The 17,770-nt window shown below is 70.3% G+C and carries 19 protein-coding genes; 9 read left to right on the top strand and 10 right to left on the bottom strand.

Annotation, left to right across the window (positions count from 1 at the left end; translation table 11 throughout):
• Positions 1 to 5: 5 nt before the first annotated feature.
• The 3 genes from ACEXQC_RS10585 to ACEXQC_RS10595 are packed head-to-tail and all read right to left on the bottom strand — an operon-like array spanning position 6 to position 1,956.
• The gene (locus ACEXQC_RS10585; protein ID WP_374821480.1) at positions 6 to 578 is read right to left on the bottom strand and encodes a TetR/AcrR family transcriptional regulator; all 573 of its coding nucleotides are present in this window, start codon (positions 576 to 578) and stop codon (positions 6 to 8) included.
• Entirely contained in the window at positions 571 to 1,452 is an 882-nt protein-coding gene (locus tag ACEXQC_RS10590) for an alpha/beta fold hydrolase (RefSeq protein ID WP_374821483.1), read from the bottom strand. The genes ACEXQC_RS10585 and ACEXQC_RS10590 overlap by 8 nt, the downstream gene beginning before the upstream one ends.
• Before the next feature lie 48 nt (positions 1,453 to 1,500).
• A complete protein-coding gene (locus tag ACEXQC_RS10595) occupies positions 1,501 to 1,956 on the bottom strand; it encodes an SRPBCC family protein (RefSeq protein ID WP_374821486.1) in 456 nt (151 codons plus the stop codon).
• A 191-nt stretch (positions 1,957 to 2,147) separates the two neighbouring features.
• Between ACEXQC_RS10595 and ACEXQC_RS10600 the strand changes: the two genes are divergently transcribed.
• Both ACEXQC_RS10600 and ACEXQC_RS10605 read left to right on the top strand, forming a co-directional pair.
• The gene (locus tag ACEXQC_RS10600) at positions 2,148 to 2,708 is read left to right on the top strand and encodes a TetR/AcrR family transcriptional regulator (protein ID WP_374821489.1); all 561 of its coding nucleotides are present in this window, start codon (positions 2,148 to 2,150) and stop codon (positions 2,706 to 2,708) included.
• Positions 2,709 to 2,782: 74 nt separating this feature from the next.
• Positions 2,783 to 3,205: an ester cyclase gene (locus tag ACEXQC_RS10605; RefSeq protein ID WP_374821492.1), complete on the top strand. Its 423-nt coding sequence runs from the start codon at positions 2,783 to 2,785 to the stop codon at positions 3,203 to 3,205.
• 19 nt (positions 3,206 to 3,224) lie between these two features.
• Here the strand turns inward: ACEXQC_RS10605 and ACEXQC_RS10610 are convergent, their stop codons facing one another.
• Positions 3,225 to 4,040 (bottom strand): suppressor of fused domain protein, encoded by an 816-nt coding sequence (locus ACEXQC_RS10610; RefSeq protein WP_374821495.1) that lies wholly within the window; start codon positions 4,038 to 4,040, stop codon positions 3,225 to 3,227.
• Between the two features lie 78 nt (positions 4,041 to 4,118).
• On the opposite strand from ACEXQC_RS10610, the gene ACEXQC_RS10615 reads away from it, so the two are divergent.
• Positions 4,119 to 4,574: a hypothetical protein gene (locus tag ACEXQC_RS10615; protein ID WP_374821498.1), complete on the top strand. Its 456-nt coding sequence runs from the start codon at positions 4,119 to 4,121 to the stop codon at positions 4,572 to 4,574.
• A gap of 18 nt (positions 4,575 to 4,592) precedes the next feature.
• A complete protein-coding gene (locus ACEXQC_RS10620; protein ID WP_374821501.1) occupies positions 4,593 to 5,219 on the top strand; it encodes an HhH-GPD-type base excision DNA repair protein in 627 nt (208 codons plus the stop codon).
• Here the strand turns inward: ACEXQC_RS10620 and yczE are convergent.
• Complete coding sequence (gene yczE / locus ACEXQC_RS10625; RefSeq protein WP_374821504.1) at positions 5,158 to 5,919, bottom strand: membrane protein YczE; 762 nt, start codon at positions 5,917 to 5,919, stop codon at positions 5,158 to 5,160. The two genes, ACEXQC_RS10620 and yczE, sit on opposite strands and share 62 nt — an antisense overlap.
• A 62-nt stretch (positions 5,920 to 5,981) precedes the next feature.
• On the opposite strand from yczE, the gene yczR reads away from it, so the two are divergent.
• On the top strand, positions 5,982 to 7,472 hold the full coding sequence (yczR, locus tag ACEXQC_RS10630; RefSeq protein WP_374821507.1) for a MocR-like transcription factor YczR: 1,491 nt from the start codon (positions 5,982 to 5,984) through the stop codon (positions 7,470 to 7,472).
• 86 nt (positions 7,473 to 7,558) lie between these two features.
• Here the strand turns inward: yczR and ACEXQC_RS10635 are convergent, their stop codons facing one another.
• From ACEXQC_RS10635 to ACEXQC_RS10645, 3 genes are all read right to left on the bottom strand, one after another.
• A complete protein-coding gene (locus tag ACEXQC_RS10635; RefSeq protein WP_374821510.1) occupies positions 7,559 to 8,101 on the bottom strand; it encodes a Dps family protein in 543 nt (180 codons plus the stop codon).
• A gap of 61 nt (positions 8,102 to 8,162) precedes the next feature.
• Positions 8,163 to 8,648: a pyridoxamine 5'-phosphate oxidase family protein gene (locus ACEXQC_RS10640; RefSeq protein ID WP_374821513.1), complete on the bottom strand. Its 486-nt coding sequence runs from the start codon at positions 8,646 to 8,648 to the stop codon at positions 8,163 to 8,165.
• A gap of 74 nt (positions 8,649 to 8,722) precedes the next feature.
• On the bottom strand, positions 8,723 to 9,856 hold the full coding sequence (locus ACEXQC_RS10645) for an AI-2E family transporter (RefSeq protein WP_374821515.1): 1,134 nt from the start codon (positions 9,854 to 9,856) through the stop codon (positions 8,723 to 8,725).
• Between the two features lie 87 nt (positions 9,857 to 9,943).
• Between ACEXQC_RS10645 and ACEXQC_RS10650 the strand changes: the two genes are divergently transcribed.
• A complete protein-coding gene (locus ACEXQC_RS10650; protein ID WP_374821517.1) occupies positions 9,944 to 10,291 on the top strand; it encodes a DUF7882 family protein in 348 nt (115 codons plus the stop codon).
• Positions 10,292 to 10,318: 27 nt separating this feature from the next.
• Here the strand turns inward: ACEXQC_RS10650 and ACEXQC_RS10655 are convergent, their stop codons facing one another.
• Entirely contained in the window at positions 10,319 to 10,519 is a 201-nt protein-coding gene (locus tag ACEXQC_RS10655; protein ID WP_374821520.1) for a hypothetical protein, read from the bottom strand.
• 135 nt (positions 10,520 to 10,654) lie between these two features.
• Between ACEXQC_RS10655 and ACEXQC_RS10660 the strand changes: the two genes are divergently transcribed.
• Genes ACEXQC_RS10660 through ACEXQC_RS10670 form a run of 3 tightly spaced genes read left to right on the top strand, consistent with a single transcriptional unit; the run spans position 10,655 to position 17,293 of the window.
• Positions 10,655 to 13,297 (top strand): DUF4118 domain-containing protein, encoded by a 2,643-nt coding sequence (locus ACEXQC_RS10660; RefSeq protein WP_374821523.1) that lies wholly within the window; start codon positions 10,655 to 10,657, stop codon positions 13,295 to 13,297.
• The gene (locus ACEXQC_RS10665) at positions 13,294 to 13,989 is read left to right on the top strand and encodes a response regulator (protein WP_374821526.1); all 696 of its coding nucleotides are present in this window, start codon (positions 13,294 to 13,296) and stop codon (positions 13,987 to 13,989) included. The genes ACEXQC_RS10660 and ACEXQC_RS10665 overlap by 4 nt, the downstream gene beginning before the upstream one ends.
• A 58-nt stretch (positions 13,990 to 14,047) precedes the next feature.
• Positions 14,048 to 17,293 carry an efflux RND transporter permease subunit gene (locus ACEXQC_RS10670; RefSeq protein ID WP_374821529.1) on the top strand — a complete coding sequence of 1,082 codons (3,246 nt, stop codon included), beginning with the start codon at positions 14,048 to 14,050 and terminating at the stop codon, positions 17,291 to 17,293.
• A gap of 41 nt (positions 17,294 to 17,334) precedes the next feature.
• Here ACEXQC_RS10670 and ACEXQC_RS10675 read toward each other — a convergent pair whose 3' ends face one another.
• Positions 17,335 to 17,724 carry a DUF1304 domain-containing protein gene (locus tag ACEXQC_RS10675; RefSeq protein ID WP_374821532.1) on the bottom strand — a complete coding sequence of 130 codons (390 nt, stop codon included), beginning with the start codon at positions 17,722 to 17,724 and terminating at the stop codon, positions 17,335 to 17,337.
• Positions 17,725 to 17,770: the final 46 nt, after the last annotated feature.

The raw sequence follows: 17,770 nt of genomic DNA on the forward strand, positions 1-17,770 counted from the left end.
GCTGCTCAGCCCTCGCGGAGGGTGCGGAGCCCCCTGTCGATGAAGTCGATCATCCAGGCGAAGCTCTCGTCGATGTCGGTCGTCATCTGGAACCCCTCTGCGGCCTCGAGGGTGCTGAACCCGTGCAGGCTGCTGCGCAGCAGGCGCAGGGCGTGCACCTCGTCGCCGGCCTCGAGCCGGTAGCCGCGCAGGGCGGCCGCGAGCGAGCCGAGGGTCCTCTCCACGGCCGGCGCGAGGGGATCGACGGCGTCGGCGGGGCGCGCGCCGGTGGTGGCCGCGTACCGCCCGGGGTGCTCACCCACGTAGGTGCGCAGAGCGAGCGCCGCGGCGGAGAGCGCTTCTTCTCCCGCCCGGCCCTGGGTGGCGTCGCGCACCGCGTCTCCCACCTCGGTCGCGCCGAGCACGGCGATGCGGTGCGTGAGGCCGGCGAGGCCGTCGACGTGCTTGTAGAGCGAGGGGGCCTTCACCCCGAGGCGCCCGGCCACCACGCTCATGCTGAGCTGGTCGAGGCCGATCTCGTCGGCGAGCGCGGCGCCCGCCTCGGTGACGGCGGCCGCGTCGAGCCCTGCTCTAGGCATTGTCGGCACGCGCGACAGGGGCGAGGGTCTTGCCGAGGAACGGCAGGAGCAGCGACAGGAGCGCATCCGGGGTCTCGGTGTGGGGGTAGTGGCCTGCGCCGTCGATCACGGCGAGCTCGCCGAGCCCGGTGGGGAGATCGGCGACGATGCGCTCGCCCTCGGCCCGCGGGTCGGCCCAGTCGGGATCGGCGCTGCCCTCGACGATGAGCACGGGGCAGGCCACGTTGGCCAGCTGGGCGCCGGCGTCGACGGGCGTGGTCTTCGTCATGGCGTGCAGCACCCGCTTGTGCTCGGGGCGGCTCAGGGAGGTCTCGATGCGTGCGCGCTCGCTGCTCCAGTCGGCCGGCTTGGCGGGCATCGCGAGCTCGAGGTAGGCCAGCCAGGCCTTGAGGCTGCCGGTCATCATGACCTTCACGAGCTCGACGGTGCCGGCGCGGTGCGCCTTGTTGCGCAGCAGGCCGCCCAGATCGGTGGACTGCTTGCGGGTGAACGGCGCGAGCTCGACGAGCCCGGCGACCAGCTCGGGCGCGGATGCTGCGGCGATGGTGGCCGCGCCGCCGCTGATGGACTGGCCCACGATCACGGCGGGGCCGCCGAGGTGGCGCACGAGGGCCACGAGGTCGCCGGCGATGTCGGTGCGGCTGTAGCCCGTCCAGTCGGTGCTCGAGTCGCCGCAGCCGCGGAGGTCGACGTTGGCCACTCGGTAGCCCGCGGCCACGAGGGCGGGGACGATGAAGCGGTAGGAGTGCCTGCTGTCACCCATGCCGTGGGCGAGCACCACGAGGGGCCCCTCCCCGACGAGGTCGTAGGCGATGGTTCCGTCGTCGAGGGTCAGGTACTCGGTCATGTCGTCCTCCAGGTGGGTGATGTTCATTGCTGTGTCGGTGTCGGTGTCGGTGTCGGTGCCGGCGTGAATCGGGGTCTATGCGGCGGGGATGAGCGTGGTGCGGCGGGCGGCGCGGGTTTCGACGCGGGTCTTGAGGGAGAGGTTGAAGGCGGCGTAGCCGCCCTCGTTGTGGTTCTTGGCGAAGAGGCCCTCGAAGGGCTTGGTGAGTGCGCCGGAGAAGGTCTCGGTGTTGGTGAGGCGGGTGGTGCCGTCGGCGAGGCGCTCGAGGGTGAAGGTGTGTGCTCCGAGGAAGAAGCCCGCGGTGGCGATCTTCGCCGACCACTGCAGCTCGCGGCTCTCGGTGACCGAGGTGACGGTCGAGGTGAACCAGAAGCCGGGCATGCGCATCTTGAGCTTGGTGCCGAGCTGCGGTGCGCCGTCGATGCGGGAGAAGTTGCTCCACTCGCCGTAGGTGGAGAAGTCGGCGAGAACCGCCCAGACCTCGTCGGGAGTGGCGTCGATGTCGATCGTGGTGGTGAAGACGATGCTCATGATCATTCCGTTTCTGTGGGGCAGCGGTGGAGCTGCGGTTGATATGGCTAGTCTCCATTGCCGTGAAGCTAATGTCAATAGCCAACCCAGAACAAAGCTATTGACTCTAGCCGGATGGGCGGGCAGGCTTAGCCGCATGGACACAACGAACAGCCGGCCCCGTGCCTAGGGCGGGACTGACCCGAGACCGCGTGGCGGACGAGGCGGCCGCGATGGCCGACGAGGTCGGTCTCAGCAAGCTCACCCTCGCCGCGCTGGCCGAGCGACTCGGCGTCAAGCAGCCCTCCCTCTACAAGCACATCGATTCGATGGCGGGCCTGCACCGCGACATTGCCGTGCAGGCCAAGCGCGACCTCGGCGAGGTGCTCGCCCGTGCCTCCGTGGGCCGCTCCGGAGCGGAGGCCATCTCCGCCATGTCGCACGCCTACCGCGACTGGGCGCGCACGCACCCCGCCCGCTACGAGGCCTCCAACCTCATGCCGGCCCCTGGCGACGTCGAGGACGCGGCCGTCTCGATGGCCGCCATCCAGGTGATCGCCGACGTGCTCCTGGCCTACCGCCTCGAGGGCGACGACGCCGTCGACGCCATCCGCGCGTTCCGCTCCACCCTGCACGGCTTCGTCTCGTACGAGATGTCGGGGGCGTTCCAGTGGAGCGCCGACGTGGATCGGAGCTTCGATCGCCTCGTCGACGGATTCACCGTGACCCTCGGCCAATGGGCCGATGCCGCAGCGTCCCATCCGACGCCCTAGGCCACACCCAGCCCGCTAGTCCCACCTCACCGAGCACCACCTCACCGCTCACCACGACTGAATCGGAGACCACCATGAACGCGAACGACCTCATCACCCAGTGGATCGCCCTCTGGAACGGCGACATCCCGGTCGCCGACCAGATAATCTCGGACGACAACCGCGTGCACGCCGCCATGTTCGACGGCGGCGACGGCAGTGCGGCAGGCGGCGTCTCCGGCATGAAGGATCTCGTGACGCAGATGCGATCCCTCATGTCCGACCTCGTCTTCTCCGTCGAGGTCGGCCCCCTCATCGACGGCGACCACGTGGTGGTGCGCTGGGTAGCCACCGGCCACTACGGCGGCGGCGTGCCCGGTGCGGGCGCGGCCGTGGGCACCGAGGTGACGTTCCACGGCACCGACATCCTGCGAGTGGAGAACGACAAGGTTGTGGAGTACTGGCTGAACGCCGACACGCTCGACCTCATGACCCAGCTCCAGGTCGGCGCCGGCTGATCCCACTTGCCTGGCGGGTCTACTCCTCCTCGAGGATGTACGTCCCCGAGGCGTCGAGGAAGAGACCCGTCTGCCCCGGCAGCGCCCGCCGCACGAACTCCGCGACCCAGGGGAAGCGTCGCACGAACGAGTCGACCGACCAGATCTCGTGGTTGGCCGGCTCGTCCATGTACTCCTCGGACTCCAGGCCGGTCACCGACTGCAGCTCGCTGCCGGTGAAGGTGACCCACCTGGGCGGATGCTCGGCGTGCAGCTTCGTCACGAACACCGGCGCGTTGCCCGGGAGGCCGGCGGGCTCGACGGTGTCGCTCCTCGTGACGTCGAGCAGGGCGTCGGGGGATCCCGCCGCAGCGACCAGTGCCTCCCAGCCGTTCGCCGAGGCGAACGACGCCTCCGCATCCGTGAGCAGTCGAAGGGTGCGCACGTGCCCGAGCAGAGCACCCTCTGACGACCGCACCTCGTCGAACGCCGCACCCCAGCGCGAGGGCGTCACCAGGATCGCCGAGATGCTGGTGCCCGTGAGGAACGGCTCGCTGTTGCGCCAGGGTGTTCCGACGGGAGGAACTCTCCGATTGGCCGCGATGTCGTCGCAGGCGATCTGGAAGGCGATCCGCCCTGCGCCCTCCTGGCCGTCGAGCACCTCCACGGCGAACTCGACGCGCTCACCGGAGTCGACCGGCATTCGCGACGCTCCCAAGGTCATCAACGTGATCGGACCCTCCGGCGGACGCTTCACGGCCACGAGGACCGCACCACCGATGCGATCGGACTGCACGGCCGGGTCCACGCCCAGCGAATCGAAGACGTGCTCGGCGAACTCGGAACCCTCGGTCATCGCCCCAGTATCGCCCACGCCCATCCCGCTCGCCACGGTAGCGTTACGGGCACGATCGAACCGAGAGGAGTCGTTCAGATGGATGACGCTGCGCCAGACGACACGCACCCGCTCGACCCCAGCCCGGCGGTGCTCGCCGAACTGGACAGGCTGAACGCCGCCTGCCAAGCCGCGCCGGCCGACATCCCTCCCCAGATCGCGCTCTGGACGGCGGTGGCTGCCCTCGACCGCTGGGTGTTCATCAATCGGGGCACGGCCGAGGCGCCTCGCCCCTACGCGATCGCGGCCGACGAGGGGCACATGCTGTGCATCTACAGCAGTGCGACCCGAGCAGCGGCCACAGCTCGCTCCAGTGGCTTCGTCGCTGCGGATGAGGCCGCGGCGCTCTTCAGCGTGCCGCTGCCCGCAGCGCTCGACTGGGTGCTGTCGTTCGGCGAGCGCGGTGTCGTCGGAGTGGTCATCGACTACCCCGAGCTCGGAGCCTGGTCGCCGCTGCGCAACCTGGCGCGGTTCGCCCCACCGCGCGAGCACTAGGCGTGTCAGCATGGGGGTATGGATGCTCGACTGCACATCACGGGTGACGGCGAGGCGGATGCGCTGCTCTCACGCGATCCCTTCGCCCTGCTCGTGGGAATGCTCCTGGATCAGCAGATAGCCATGGAGACGGCCTTCGAGGGCCCCAAGAAGATCAGCGATCGGATCGCCGCCGGCCAAGCGGGGAAAGCGGCGAAGGGCGCGAACGGCAAGCCGGGCTTCGACGCCGAGACTCTCGCCGCCTACGACCCCGACGCGCTCGTGGAGCTCTTCCGAGAGACGCCCGCCGTGCACCGCTACCCCGGCAGCATGGCCGGCCGTGTGCAGGCGCTCGCCGCGGCCCTCGTGGAGGACTGGAACGGCGATGCCACCGAGCTCTGGACCCGCGACGACCCCGACGGCAAGACTCTGCTCAAACGGCTCGAGTCGCTGCCTGGCTTCGGCGCGCAGAAGGCCCGCATCTTCGTGGCCCTGCTCGGCAAGCAGTACGGCGTGACGCCGAGCGGATGGCGCGAGGCCGCGGGCCCCTACGGCGAGGAGGGCTCGTACCGCTCGGTCGCCGACATCGTCGATCCCGACTCGCTCACACGTGTGAGGGAGACGAAGCGCGCCGCGAAGGCCGCCGCGAAGGCCGCGAAGAGCTAGCCCGCACGGCGTGCGCGGGCCGCGCATCCGCATCCGCATCAGGCCGCGCACCCGTCACCGAGCCTGAGCTCGCATCCGCACGCCCACGCGCCCGCGTCACTCCGAACCACCGCAGCGTCACCCCGCACAGCGGCCCCACGAACAGCGCGAACGCCACCGTGCCGAGCCCCACGTTGCCGCCGAGCAGCCACCCCGCGGCCAGCACCGTGCCCTCCACGGCCGTGCGCCCGATCCAGATCGGCCACCCCAACCGCGAGTGCAGCCCCGTCATGAGCCCGTCGCGCGGCCCCGGCCCCATGGCCGCCCCGATGTAGATGCCGCTCGCCACCGCGAGCAGCAGCAGCCCGATCGTGAAGTACAGCACGGTCACCACCACCGCCCACACCCCCGTGGCCCCGAACCACGAAGGGGCGGGGAACAGCCACAGCCCCAGTTCGATGAAAGGCCCCACGAGCAGCACGTTCATGAGCGTGCCGAGCCCCGGCCGCTGCCGCAGCGGAATCCACAGCAGCAGCACGGCGGCCCCGATGAGCACGGTCAGCACGCCGAGGCCTAGGCCCGTGACGGCCGCGATCCCCTGGGCGAACACCATCCACGGGCTCACCCCGATGGTGGCGTGCACCATGAGCCCCTCGGCGAGGCCGTAGAGGAGGAGCCCCGCCAGCAGGCGGAGGAAGCGCAGAACGAAGGAGGAGGACACAAGAGAGATCCAATTCCAGAATTGGCTGGATAACAAGAAGCCAATGTCAGTAGGGTGGATGCATGGTTGACGTCCGCATCGGCACTCGCGCCTTCATCGCCCTGCTCGGAGACTGGCGCGGATCCTCCTCCGGCCCCTCCTATCTGGCCCTCTTCGACCGCATCCGCCTGCTCGTGCTCGACGGCCGCATCGCCACCGACACTCGCCTGCCGGCCGAGCGCGACCTCGCGCAGGGCCTCGGCGTGAGCCGCACCATGGTGTCGGCCGCCTACCGCGAGCTCCGCGGTGCCGGCTACACCCACAGCGTGCGCGGCTCCGGCAGCGTCACGCGGCTGCCCGGCCGGGCGCCCGTGACCGGTCTCGACGCCGCGGGGGAGTACATCGACTTCTCGAAGGCCACCTCGGCGGCCTACCCCGGCCTGCACTCGGCGACGCAGCGCGTGATGGACGACTTCGCCGTGGAGCTCGGTGGCACGGGCATCGATCCGTTCGGTTCGCTCACCCTCCGGCAGGCCGTGGCGGATCGCTACACCGCACGCGGTCTGCCCACGAGTGCCGAGCAGGTCATGATCACTATCGGCGCCCAGCACGCCATCTTCCTGCTCGCCCGCACCCTGCTCGCCCGCGGCGACCGCGCGGTGGTGGAGCTGCCGAGCTACCCGCACGCCTACGAGTCGCTGCGCGCGGCCGGCGCGCGACTCGTGCCCGTCACGGTCACGGCCCGCGGCGACGGGGCCGGGGCCGGCGACTGGGCCGGGGACGGGGCTGGCGCCGGCTGGGATGCGCCCGGCCTGCAGCAGGCCTTCGCGCGCACGAGCCCCTCGCTCGCCTACCTCATGCCCGACTTCCACAACCCCACGGGGGAGTCCATGCCCGCCGAGCTGCGCGCCGAGGTGCTGCACCACGCCGCCCGCCAGGGGAGCGTGGTCGTGATCGACGAGACCACCGCGGAGCTCGACATCGACAGGCCCGAGAAGTTCCTGCCCTTCGCGGCCTACGGCGACGCGGCGACCGCGGGCTCGGTGGCGCTCATCGGCTCGGTGGGCAAGACCGTGTGGGCCGGCCTCCGGGTGGGGTGGGTGCGGGCGGAGCCCGCGATCATCCGCAAGCTCGCGGCCAACCGCTTCTCGGGCGACCTCGGCACCCCCGTGCTCGAGCAGCTCATCGTGGCCGAGCTGCTGCGCGACTTCGATCCCGTGCTCGAGCTGCGGTCGGCGCAGCTGCGCGCAGGGCGCGATGCCCTCGAGCGCACCCTCGCCGAGACGTTCCCGAGCTGGACCGTGCCGAAGGTGCACGGCGGCCTCGCCGCCTGGGTCAACCTCGGCGCCCCCGTGAGCTCGCAGCTCGCGCTCGCCGCGCGCTCGCACGGCCTGCTCATCACCGCGGGCCCCCGCTTCGGCATCGACGGGGCCTTCGAACGCTTCCTGCGCATCCCGATCCTGCACCAGCCGGGCGACTTCGAGCGCGGGGTGCAGGCGCTCGAGGCGGCCTGGAACGGTGTGGCGGGCAGACCCCTCATGGCCCAGTCGGATCTCTTCGCCGAGGTCGTGTGACGCGGAACGTGACCGCCCCCTGACACGACGGAACCCCCGCCTCGAACGAATGAGGCCGGGGGTTCCGGATGCAGCAGAGCTGCGACCTACCGCTTGGCGGGCTTGCGGTTCTCCGCGCTCACCATCCAGGCGTACTGCTCGAGCTTCTCGATGAAGCCGTGCAGCAGGTCGGCCGAGGTGGGGTCCTCGTCGTCGACCTCGTCGTGCACGTCGCGCATGGTGCCGACGGTCGCCTCGAGTCGCTGGGTGAACAGGTCGACGGTCTCGGCCGTGTCGACCTCGCCGTTGGGGTACTCGGGCAGGGTGGTGGTGGCCGCCACGGTGTCGCTGCGGCCGTCCGGCGAGGCGTGCAGGGCGCGCAGGCGCTCGGCGACCATGTCGCTGAACTCACGCGCATCCTCGATGATCTCGTCGAGCTGCAGGTGCAGGTCGCGGAAGTTTTTGCCGACGACGTTCCAGTGCGCCTGCTTGCCCTGGAGGTGCAGCTCGATGAGGTCGACGAGCACACGCTGGAGGTTGTCGGTGAGCTGCTTCGACGCCTTGAAGCCGCGCTCGGCGTTCTGGCGGCGGGTGGTGCGGGCTCCGCCGTCGGCGGGGGCCTCGGTGGTGCGATCCATGGTGGAGGTCATCGTCTTCCTTCTCTGTAGAGTGCGTGCGACGTGGAGTGCGTGCGGCGGGAGGGCCGACGACTCAGAGCTCGACCGACTTGTTCTCGCCGATGTCGGGGGTGCCGCCGGTCGCGGCGGCGCGGGCGATCTTGAACAGCTGCACGGCCTTGGGCTCGTCGGTGGCCCAGTACTCGGCCGACTCGGCCTCGATCTTGAGCAGCGCCACGGTGGGGTCTTCGCGACCGCCCGGGAACCACGCCTCGATGCCCTTGTTCCAGAGCTCGTCGATCTTGGCGGCATCCGTCACGACCGAGGCGGAGCCGGCGATCGAGAGGTAGCCCTTCGACGACTCGAAGGCGGCGTTGACCTGAGGATGCGCGGCGATCTCGTCGGTCTTCTCGCTCGGGTGCTGCGTGAAGAACCAGAGGTCGCCGTCGAACTCGGCCTCCTGCACCTGCAGCGGGCGGCTGTGCAGCTCGCCGTCGGCGGTGCGGCTGGTGACGAGTGCGGTCTTCGACGACTCGATCAGCGTGGCGATTACCTTGATGTCTTCGTCATGAGTGCTCATGAGGCCGAACCTACGCTCGCGCGCCGGGTTCGGCCATCAGCTCACAGCCAGACACCACCGGTGGTGCCTCGGGGTCAGACCTTCGCGTCCTGCTTCGGGAAGACGACCTTCTGCACGATGATGATCGCCGACGCGGCGATGGGGATGGCCACGAGCGCACCGAGCACCGAGCCGAGAGTTCCGCCGGCCACCGCGGCGATGACCACGATCGAGCCGGGCACCGAGACCGCGCGGTTCATGATGCGGGGGCTCAGGAAGTACGCCTCCACCTGCATGTAGACCACGTAGTAGATGGCGGCCACGAGCGCGGTGAGCGGCGAGGCGAAGAGGCACACGAGGGTGATGATGATCGCACCGCTGAGCGTTCCCACGAGCGGGATGAGCGAGGCCAGGAACGCGATGAACGCGAACAGGGCGGGCAGCGGGGCGCCGATGATGCTGAGGAAGATGAGGCTCAGGATGCCGTTGATGGCCGCGAGCCCGATCTGCCCCACCACGTAGCGACCCACGGCACCCGTGACGTCGTCGGTGAGCGAGGCGAAGGAGGCGCGCTTGTTGGCGGGCACGAAGCGGTAGGTGACCTTCTTCATGCTGCGGAGCGAGGCGAGGAAGTAGAGGGTGAGGATCAGCACGATCACAGCACCCGTCGCGCCGCTCGCGATCCCCGTTCCGACGGCCAGCAGTCCACCGCCGAGGGTGAGCAGGTTGCCCGGATCCTGGATGAAGCTCGTCGCATCCTTCACGGCCTGGTCGATGTCGATGACCCCGCCGATCTGGCTCTGCACCGCCGCCACGAAGTCGCTGTTCGAGAAGTCGGTGATGATCTGCGGGAAGTCCCGGCCGAAGTTCGTGGCCTGGTCGACGATCAGCGGGATGATCGCGAACAGCAGGCCGCCGAAGAGCAGGATGACCACGGCGAAGACGATCGTGATGGCGAGGGGGCGCTTCATGCGCCGCTCGAGCCACGAGACGAGCGGATCGAGGCCGAGCGCGAGGAAGAGCGCGACGCCGATGTAGATGAGCACGGTGCCGAGCTGCGAGACCATGCCGCCGATCACGATGGCGAGGAGCACACCGAGGCCGCCCACGAGACCGATGCGGAAGGCGTTCACCCGCACGGCGGGCAGGCTCGACTGTCCCGCGACCGCGAGGTCGCTGCCCGGCTCCAGTGCGGGGCTCTCAGGAACGCGCTTGATCCTCTTGAACACGAAGACACCTCATCTCATCCGCTGGCAACACTAGACCTCCGCAGGCCCGTGCGCCCGTCGGCCGCCCCGGCATGAGTTAATAGGCTCATGGGCAAGCTCCTCTACGGGTCGTCGGGCATCGAGATCGAATTCGACGACCGCACCCTCACGCATCTCCAGATCGTGATCGCGGCGAAGCTGCGGCGCAAGGAGAGCTTCTTCTTCTCCTGGAAGGACGACCCGGCGATCGGCGACGGCCGCTCGAGCATCTGGCTCGACGCCGCCATCCCCCTCTACTTCAAGTTCGCGGGCGGGCGCGTGCCGTCGATCAACCGGGAGTGGCTCGAGACCCTCACGGCCTCGTCGAACGGCAGCGGCGGCCTGCAGTTCACCGACGAGCCTGGCACCGGCGGCCACCCCCACAACGGCGCCTCGGGCCCGGCCACAGTCCGCTAGCCCCCCGGAGCCGCGGGAGCGCCCGTTCTAGAGGGCGGCTTCCAGGGCGGCTCGGGCCTCGTCGAGGGTGCGGTGGGTGCCGAGGTCTCGGCCGGTGCGGCCCGTGGCCACGAAGCGGTGCGGCGACTTCTCGGTGACGATGCCCATCGGCCGATCGTCGGTGCTGGCGACCCAGAGACCCTGGGGGGTGCGCCGCCACGTGAGGGCCGGCGCGAGTGTGTCAGTCATGGTTCTCCTTTGAACTCGACCGTTCGAACTCTAGCCGCCGCGTGAGGATTCCGTGAGGACCCGCCGGGGACTTGACAGGTGAACGTATCCTCGACTCCAGAGCACTCCGCGGGAGGGCTCGATCGGGAGGATCGTGTGAACAGGCGGGGCCGACTGCGCGTGCTGCTGGGGGCGGCCCCCGGCGTCGGCAAGACCTACGCGATGCTCGAGGAGGGTCGCCGGCTGAGGGCCTCCGGCCTCGACGTGGTGATCGCGGTCGTGGAGACGCACGAGCGCGCGGGGACCCGCGCCATGACCGCCGGCTTCGAGATCGTGCCGCGTCGGCGTGTGGAGCACCGCGGCGCCGAGTTCGACGAGATGGATCTGGAGGCCGTGCTCGCCAGGGCACCCGGTGTGGCCCTCGTGGACGAGCTCGCCCACTCCAACGCCCCCGGCCTCACGCACGACAAGCGCTGGCGCGACGTCGAGGCCCTGCTCGATGCGGGCATCGACGTGATCTCGACCGTCAACATCCAGCACATCGAGTCGCTCAACGACGTGGTGCAGCAGATCACGGGCGTGGTGCAGCGCGAGACGATCCCGGATGCGGTGCTGCGGACAGCGGATCAGATCGAGGTCGTCGACCTCGCTCCGCAGGCCCTCCGCGACCGTCTCGCCGCGGGCGAGGTCTACGCGGCGGCGCGGGTGGATGCGGCGCTCTCGAACTACTTCCGCCTCGGCAACCTCACCGCCCTCCGCGAGCTCGCGCTGCTCTGGCTCGCCGACGAGGTCGACAGCGCGCTGCAGAAGTACCGGGCCGCCCATGGCATCGGCGAGAAGTGGGAGGCGCGCGAGCGCGTGGTGGTGGCCCTCACGGGTGGCCCCGAGGGCGAGACTCTGCTGCGCAGGGGAGCCCGCATCGCGGCGCGCTCTGCCGGCGGCCGGCTGCTCGCCGTGCACGTGACCGCCCAGGACGGTCTGCGACCGCCGGGTGCTGGTGCCCTCGCCGCGCAGCGCGCCCTCGTGGAGCGGCTCGGCGGCACCTTCCACCAGGTCGTCGGCGACGACATCCCCAAGGCCCTCGTGGAGTTCGCGCGCAGCTCGGATGCCACGCAGCTCGTGATCGGTGTGAGCAGGCGCTCGCGGCTCGCGGCCCTGCTCACGGGGCCGGGCATCGGCGCCACGGTCGTGCGGGAGTCGGGCGACATCGACGTGCACATCGTCACCCACTCCGCGGCCGGCGGCGGCCTGCGCGTGCGGCTGCCCGGCGCCCGCGGTGCCCTCACGCTCAAGCGCCGGCTGCTCGGCTTCGCCTTCGCCGTGGTGGTGGGGCCGCTGCTCACCTGGCTGCTCACGACGTTTCGCAGCGAGGAGTCGCTCACCTCCGACGTGCTGAGCTTCCAGCTGCTCGTGGTGGTGGTCGCGCTCATCGGCGGGGTGTGGCCCGCGCTCTTCGCGGCGGTGCTGAGCGGCATCACGCTCGACTTCTTCTTCGTCGAGCCGCTCTACACCGTGACCATCACGGATCCGCTGCACTCGCTCGCCCTCGGCCTCTACGTGGTGATCGGCCTGCTGGTCTCGATCGTGGTCGACCAGGCCGCGCGCCGCTCGAGGGCGGCACGGCGGGCGGCGGCGGAGTCGGAGCTCGTGGCCACCGTGGCCGGCAGCGTGCTGCGCGGTGAAGACGCCCTCGACGCCCTCGTGGCGCAGACCCGCGAGGCGTTCGCCCTCGTCTCGGTGCGCCTGCTGCACGGCGATGGTGTGCTCGCGGCGGCCCCGCCCGGACTCGACCCCGAGGGCGAGGGCGAGGGCGCCTCGGGCGATGCCCCCTCACAGCAGGGCGTCGTGACGGTGCCCGTGCGAGACGGCACGGTGCTCGAACTGCGGGGGCGCGCCCTGCTGGCCTCGGATCGGCGGCTGCTCGCGGTGATCGTGGCGCAGGCCGCTGCGGCTCTCGAGCACGAGGGACTCGAGGAGACCGCGCGCGGCATGGCGCCGCTCGCCGCGGCCGACAAGGTGCGGAGCGCGCTGCTCGCCGCCGTGGGTCACGACCTGCGCCGCCCGCTCGCCGCCGCGACCGCCGCCGTCACGGGCCTCAGGGAGGGCGGTCTCGGGGAGGGCGCTCTCAGCGAGGGAGGCCTCACGGAGGACGGCCTCCAGGAGGGCGGCTCGACCGGCGGCACTCTCACCGACCGCGACCGCCGCGACCTGCAGCAGACCGCCGAGGAGAGCCTCGGCGTGCTCGCGAGGCTCGTGACCGACCTCCTCGACGTGAGCCGACTGCAGGCCGGAGTGCTCGGCGTCTCGCTCGAACCGGTGCACATCGACGACCTCATCCCCGCGGTGCTCGACGAGCTCGAGCTCGGCCCCGAGCAGGTCGACCTCGACCTGCCGGCCGGCCTGCCCGCGTTCGACGCCGATCCGGTGCTGCTCGACCGCGTGCTCGTGAACCTGCTCTCCAACGCCCTGCGCTTCGCGCCGGAGGGCACGCGCGTGGTGGTCTCGGCGAGCACCTTCGCGGGTGCCGTGCAGCTGCGGGTCGTCGATCAGGGGCCCGGGATCCCGGCGGATCGGCGCGACGAGGTCTTCGTGCCCTTCCAGCGCCTCGGCGACACGGACAACCTCACGGGTCTCGGCCTGGGCCTCGCCCTCTCGCGCGGCTTCGTGGAGGGCATGGGCGGCGAGCTCGCGGCCGAGGACACCCCGGGCGGCGGCCTCACGATGACCGTCACCCTCCCGGTGTCGGCAGCGCTCGAGGAGGAGACACCCGTCGCCGCGGATGCGAAGCTGAACCCGTGAAGCTGCTCATCGCCGACGACGACCCGCAGATCCTCCGCGCCCTCCGCATCACGCTGGGCTCGCAGGGCTACGAGGTGGTCACGGCGGCCGACGGCGCCGAGGCCATCCGGGTCGCCGCCGAGCAGTCGCCCGACCTGCTCATGCTCGACCTCGGCATGCCGAGGCTCGACGGCATCGAGGTGATCGAGGCCGTGCGCGGCTGGTCGACGGTGCCGATCCTCGTGGTCTCGGGCCGCTCGGGCTCCGCCGACAAGGTCGACGCGCTCGACGCGGGCGCCGACGACTACGTCACCAAGCCCTTCGCCATGGACGAGCTGCTCGCGCGCATCCGGGCCCTCACGAGGCGGCGTGCGCCGGCGACGGATGCGGGCGAGCCGGTCGTGACGTTCGGCGGCGTCACCGTCGACCTCGCCGCGCGCCAGGTGACGCGCGACGGCGACCGAAGCCCCATCCGCCTCACCCCCACCGAGTGGAAGATGCTCGAGCTGCTCGTGCGCAACCCGGGCAGGCTCGTGACGCACCAGGAGCTGCTCACCGAGGTGTGGGGAACGCATCAGGTGCGCGAGACCGGATATCTGCGGCTCTACATCGGTCAGCTGCGCAAGAAGCTCGAGCCCGTGCCCGCCAAGCCGCGGCACCTGCTCACAGAGGCGGGTATGGGCTACCGCTTCGTCGCCGACCCGCCTCTCTGAATGAGATAGTTAAGCACGTTAGGCGCCTGTCCCGCTCGGCCCATAGAGAGACGACCCTGTGCATTTCCTCGCCGTCATCAGCATGAAGAACCGGGCGCTCATCGCCCTCGTCACCGTGGTGGTCGCCCTGTTCGGGTCGCTCGCCCTGACGAGCCTCAAGCAGGAGCTCATCCCCTCCATCCAGTTCCCGCAGCTGGCGATCCTCACCCCGTACCCCGGTGCGAGCCCCGAGGTCGTCAACGACGAGGTGTCGACCCCCATCGAGACCGCCATCCAGGGGGTGGCGGGCATCGAGACCACGAGTGCGACGAGCAGCACCAACCTCTCGATCGTCTCGGCCACCTTCACCTACGGCACCGATCTGGCCACGGCCGAGCAGAAGATCACGCAGGCGATCAACCGCATCAGCGGCACCCTGCCCGAGGATCTCGACACGCAGGTGCTGAGCGGCAGCGTCGACGACCTGCCCATCATCTCGATCGCGGTCTCGGGGGAGGACACCAAAACGCTCGCGCAGCAGCTCGAGACCTCGGTGGTGCCCGGCCTCGAGGAGATCGACGGCGTGCGCGCCGCCGAGGTGCTCGGCCAGGTGGGCCAGCGGGTCACGATCACGCCCTCGAACGAGTCGCTCGCGGCCAGGGGGCTCTCGACCACCGACATCAGCGACTCCGTGAAGAACAACGGACAGCTCATCCCGGCCGGCACCCTCACCGAGGGCGACCAGACCTACGCCGTGCAGTCGGGGTCGAAGCTCGGTTCGGTCGAGGACATCCAGGCCCTCCCGCTGCCTGCCAGGAACGACGACGGATCGACCGTGAACATCGGTCAGGTGGCCACGGTCGAGCTCGTCGACGACCCGGTCACCTCCATCTCGCGCGTCAACGGCGAGGATGCGCTCACCGTCTCGGTCACGAAGGTGCCCGAGGCCAACACAGTCGAGGTCTCGCAGGCCGTGCGCGACCTGCTGCCCGAGCTCGAGTCGGCGCTGCCCGGCGCCACCTTCACGATCGTGTTCGACCAGGCGCCGTTCATCCAGGAGTCGATCGAGGCGCTCGCCACCGAGGGCCTGCTCGGGCTCTTCTTCGCGGTGCTCGTGGTGTTCGTCTTCCTGCTGTCGATCCGCTCCACGCTCGTGACGGCCATCTCGATCCCGACCTCGGTGCTCATCACCTTCCTGGGGTTGCAGGCGGCCAACTACACGCTCAACATCATCACGCTCGGCGCGCTCACGATCGCGATCGGGCGTGTGGTCGACGACTCCATCGTGGTGATCGAGAACATCAAGCGGCACCTCTCCTCGCTCGCCGGCGTGCAGCTGACGCCGAAGGAGGCGGGCGCCGCCCGTGCCGCGCTCATCGTGGATGCCGTGCGCGAGGTGGGCGGGGCCATCACGGCCTCGACGCTCACCACGGTGGCGGTGTTCCTGCCGCTCGCCTTCGTGAGCGACACCACGGGCGAGCTGTTCCGTCCGTTCGCGCTCACGGTCACGATCGCGCTGCTGGCCTCGCTACTCGTGGCGCTCACGATCGTGCCCGTGCTGGCCTACTGGTTCGTGCGCCCGCCGAAGAAGAAGACGGTGCACGCCCACGCCGACGTGCCCGCCACGGTGGCGGAGGCCGCTGAGCTGCCTGTGGCGGGCGGCCTCACCCCGGCGAAGGTCGAAGAGGCTACGCCCAGGGATGCTGTGGCGCCTCCGCTCCGCCGTGCGCGTGCCCACCGCACCGAGATCGAGGACGAGCCGCCCACCGCCCTCCAGCGCCGCTACCTGCCCATCATCGCCTGGACGCTCAAGCACTCGATCGTCACGATCGTCATCGCCATCGTGGTGCTCGGCGGCACCCTGCCGCTCACGCTGCTCATGAAGACCAACTTCCTGGGCGACAGCGGCCAGAACACCTTCACGGTCACCCAGACCGTGCCGGTGGGCTCGAGCCTCGACGCGCAGGCCTCGGCCGCCGACGACGTGGAGGCCGCCCTCCGCGGCATCGAGGGCATCGAGACCGTGCAGCTGACCATCGGATCGAGCGGCAGCTCGCTGCGCGATGCGTTCGCGGGCGGTGGCGACAGCGCCATCACCTACAACATCACGACCGACGAGAGCGTCGACCAGGAGGCGCTGCAGACCACGGTGCGCGACGACCTGGAGGCCATCCCGGACATCGGCGAGATCCAGATCGGCACGTCGTCGGGCTTCGGCGGCTCCAGCGACATCGCCGTCGACATCTCGGCCACGAACCAGGCCGATCTCGCCACCGCCGCCTCGGCTGTGCTCGACGCCGTGCAGGGGCTCGACGCCGTGGCGCAGGCCTCGAGCAACCTCAGCGAGTCGCGACCCTACGTGCAGGTGGCGGTCAACCGCGGGCAGGCCGCGGACGCGGGGCTCAGCGAGGTGGCGGTCGGTGCCCTCGTGTCGCAGGCCATGCAGCCCACGACGGCCGGATCCATCGTGATCGACGACACCAACTACACGATCTACATCGCGGCGTCGGATCCGCCCACCACGCAGGAGGCGCTCGCCGCGCTCGCGATCCCCACCCTCGCAGGGCCCGTGCGCCTCGACTCGCTCGCGACCGTGAGCGTCGTCGACGGTCCAGCGGCCATCACGACCGAGCGCGGCGTGCGCACCGCCTCCGTCTCGGTGACTCCCACGAGCGACGACCTGGGCACCGCGGGCACCGAGGTGCAGACGGCGCTCGACGACGTGGAGCTGCCGGCGGGCGCGACCGCCGAAGTCGGGGGAGCGGTGACCGACCAGTCGGATGCCTTCCAGCAGCTCGGCATCGCCGTGCTCGTGGCCATCCTGATCGTCTACGTGGTGATGGTGGCGACGTTCAAGAGCCTCATCCAGCCGCTGCTGCTGCTCGTCTCGATCCCGTTCGCCGCCACCGGTGCGATCGGTCTGCAGGTCATCTCGGGCATCCCGCTCGGTGTGCCCTCCATCATCGGTGTGCTCATGCTCGTGGGCATCGTGGTGACGAACGCCATCGTGCTCGTCGACCTCGTGAACCAGTACCGGGCCAGAGGTCTGCCCGTGCGCGAGGCGCTCATCGAAGGGGCGAGCAGGCGACTCAGGCCCATCCTCATGACGGCGCTCGCCACCATCTTCGCGCTGCTGCCGATGGCGGTGGGGCTCACGGGCCACGGCGGCTTCATCTCGCAGCCGCTCGCCATCATCGTGATCGGCGGCCTCGTCTCGTCGACGGTGCTCACGCTCGTGGTGCTGCCCGTCATCTACAACCTCTACGAGGGCTCGCGCGAACGCACCCGCGACCGCAAGGAGGAACGAGCCCGAGCCACCCGCTGACCCTCGACTGCCCCGCTGAGGGCTAGACGGCGCCGCGGACGCTATACGGCGAGGGAGAGCAGGAGGAGGGCGACCGCCAGGAGGGGGAACGTGCCCTGCGTGGCGGCCGAGCGGAGGCGGGAGCGGCCCGTGCTCAGGAGCACCGCCGCCGCGGCGAGCATGGAGCCGGTGCTGAGCAGCGCGAGGGCGTAGCCCGCCTGCTGCGCACCCGTGAAGAGCAGGATCGTGCCCACGACCGCGCCGATGGCGAGGAACAGGTTGTAGAAGCCCTGGTTGTAGGCGAGCGGCGCCGTGGTGTCGGCATCCTGCTGGTTGGCGAGGCCGAAGATCTTCCAGGTGGCAGGCTGCCGCCAGCGCACGCTCTCCAGCACGAAGATGTAGACGTGCACGAGGGCGGCGAGAGCGGTGAAGACGGCTGCGGCGATGAGCATGGCATCAGCCTAGGGTGGAGAGTTCCCCCCACCCTAGAAGGAGCAA

Source organism: Herbiconiux liukaitaii, assembly GCF_041927495.1.
In the GTDB taxonomy this organism is placed as follows: domain Bacteria; phylum Actinomycetota; class Actinomycetes; order Actinomycetales; family Microbacteriaceae; genus Herbiconiux; species Herbiconiux liukaitaii.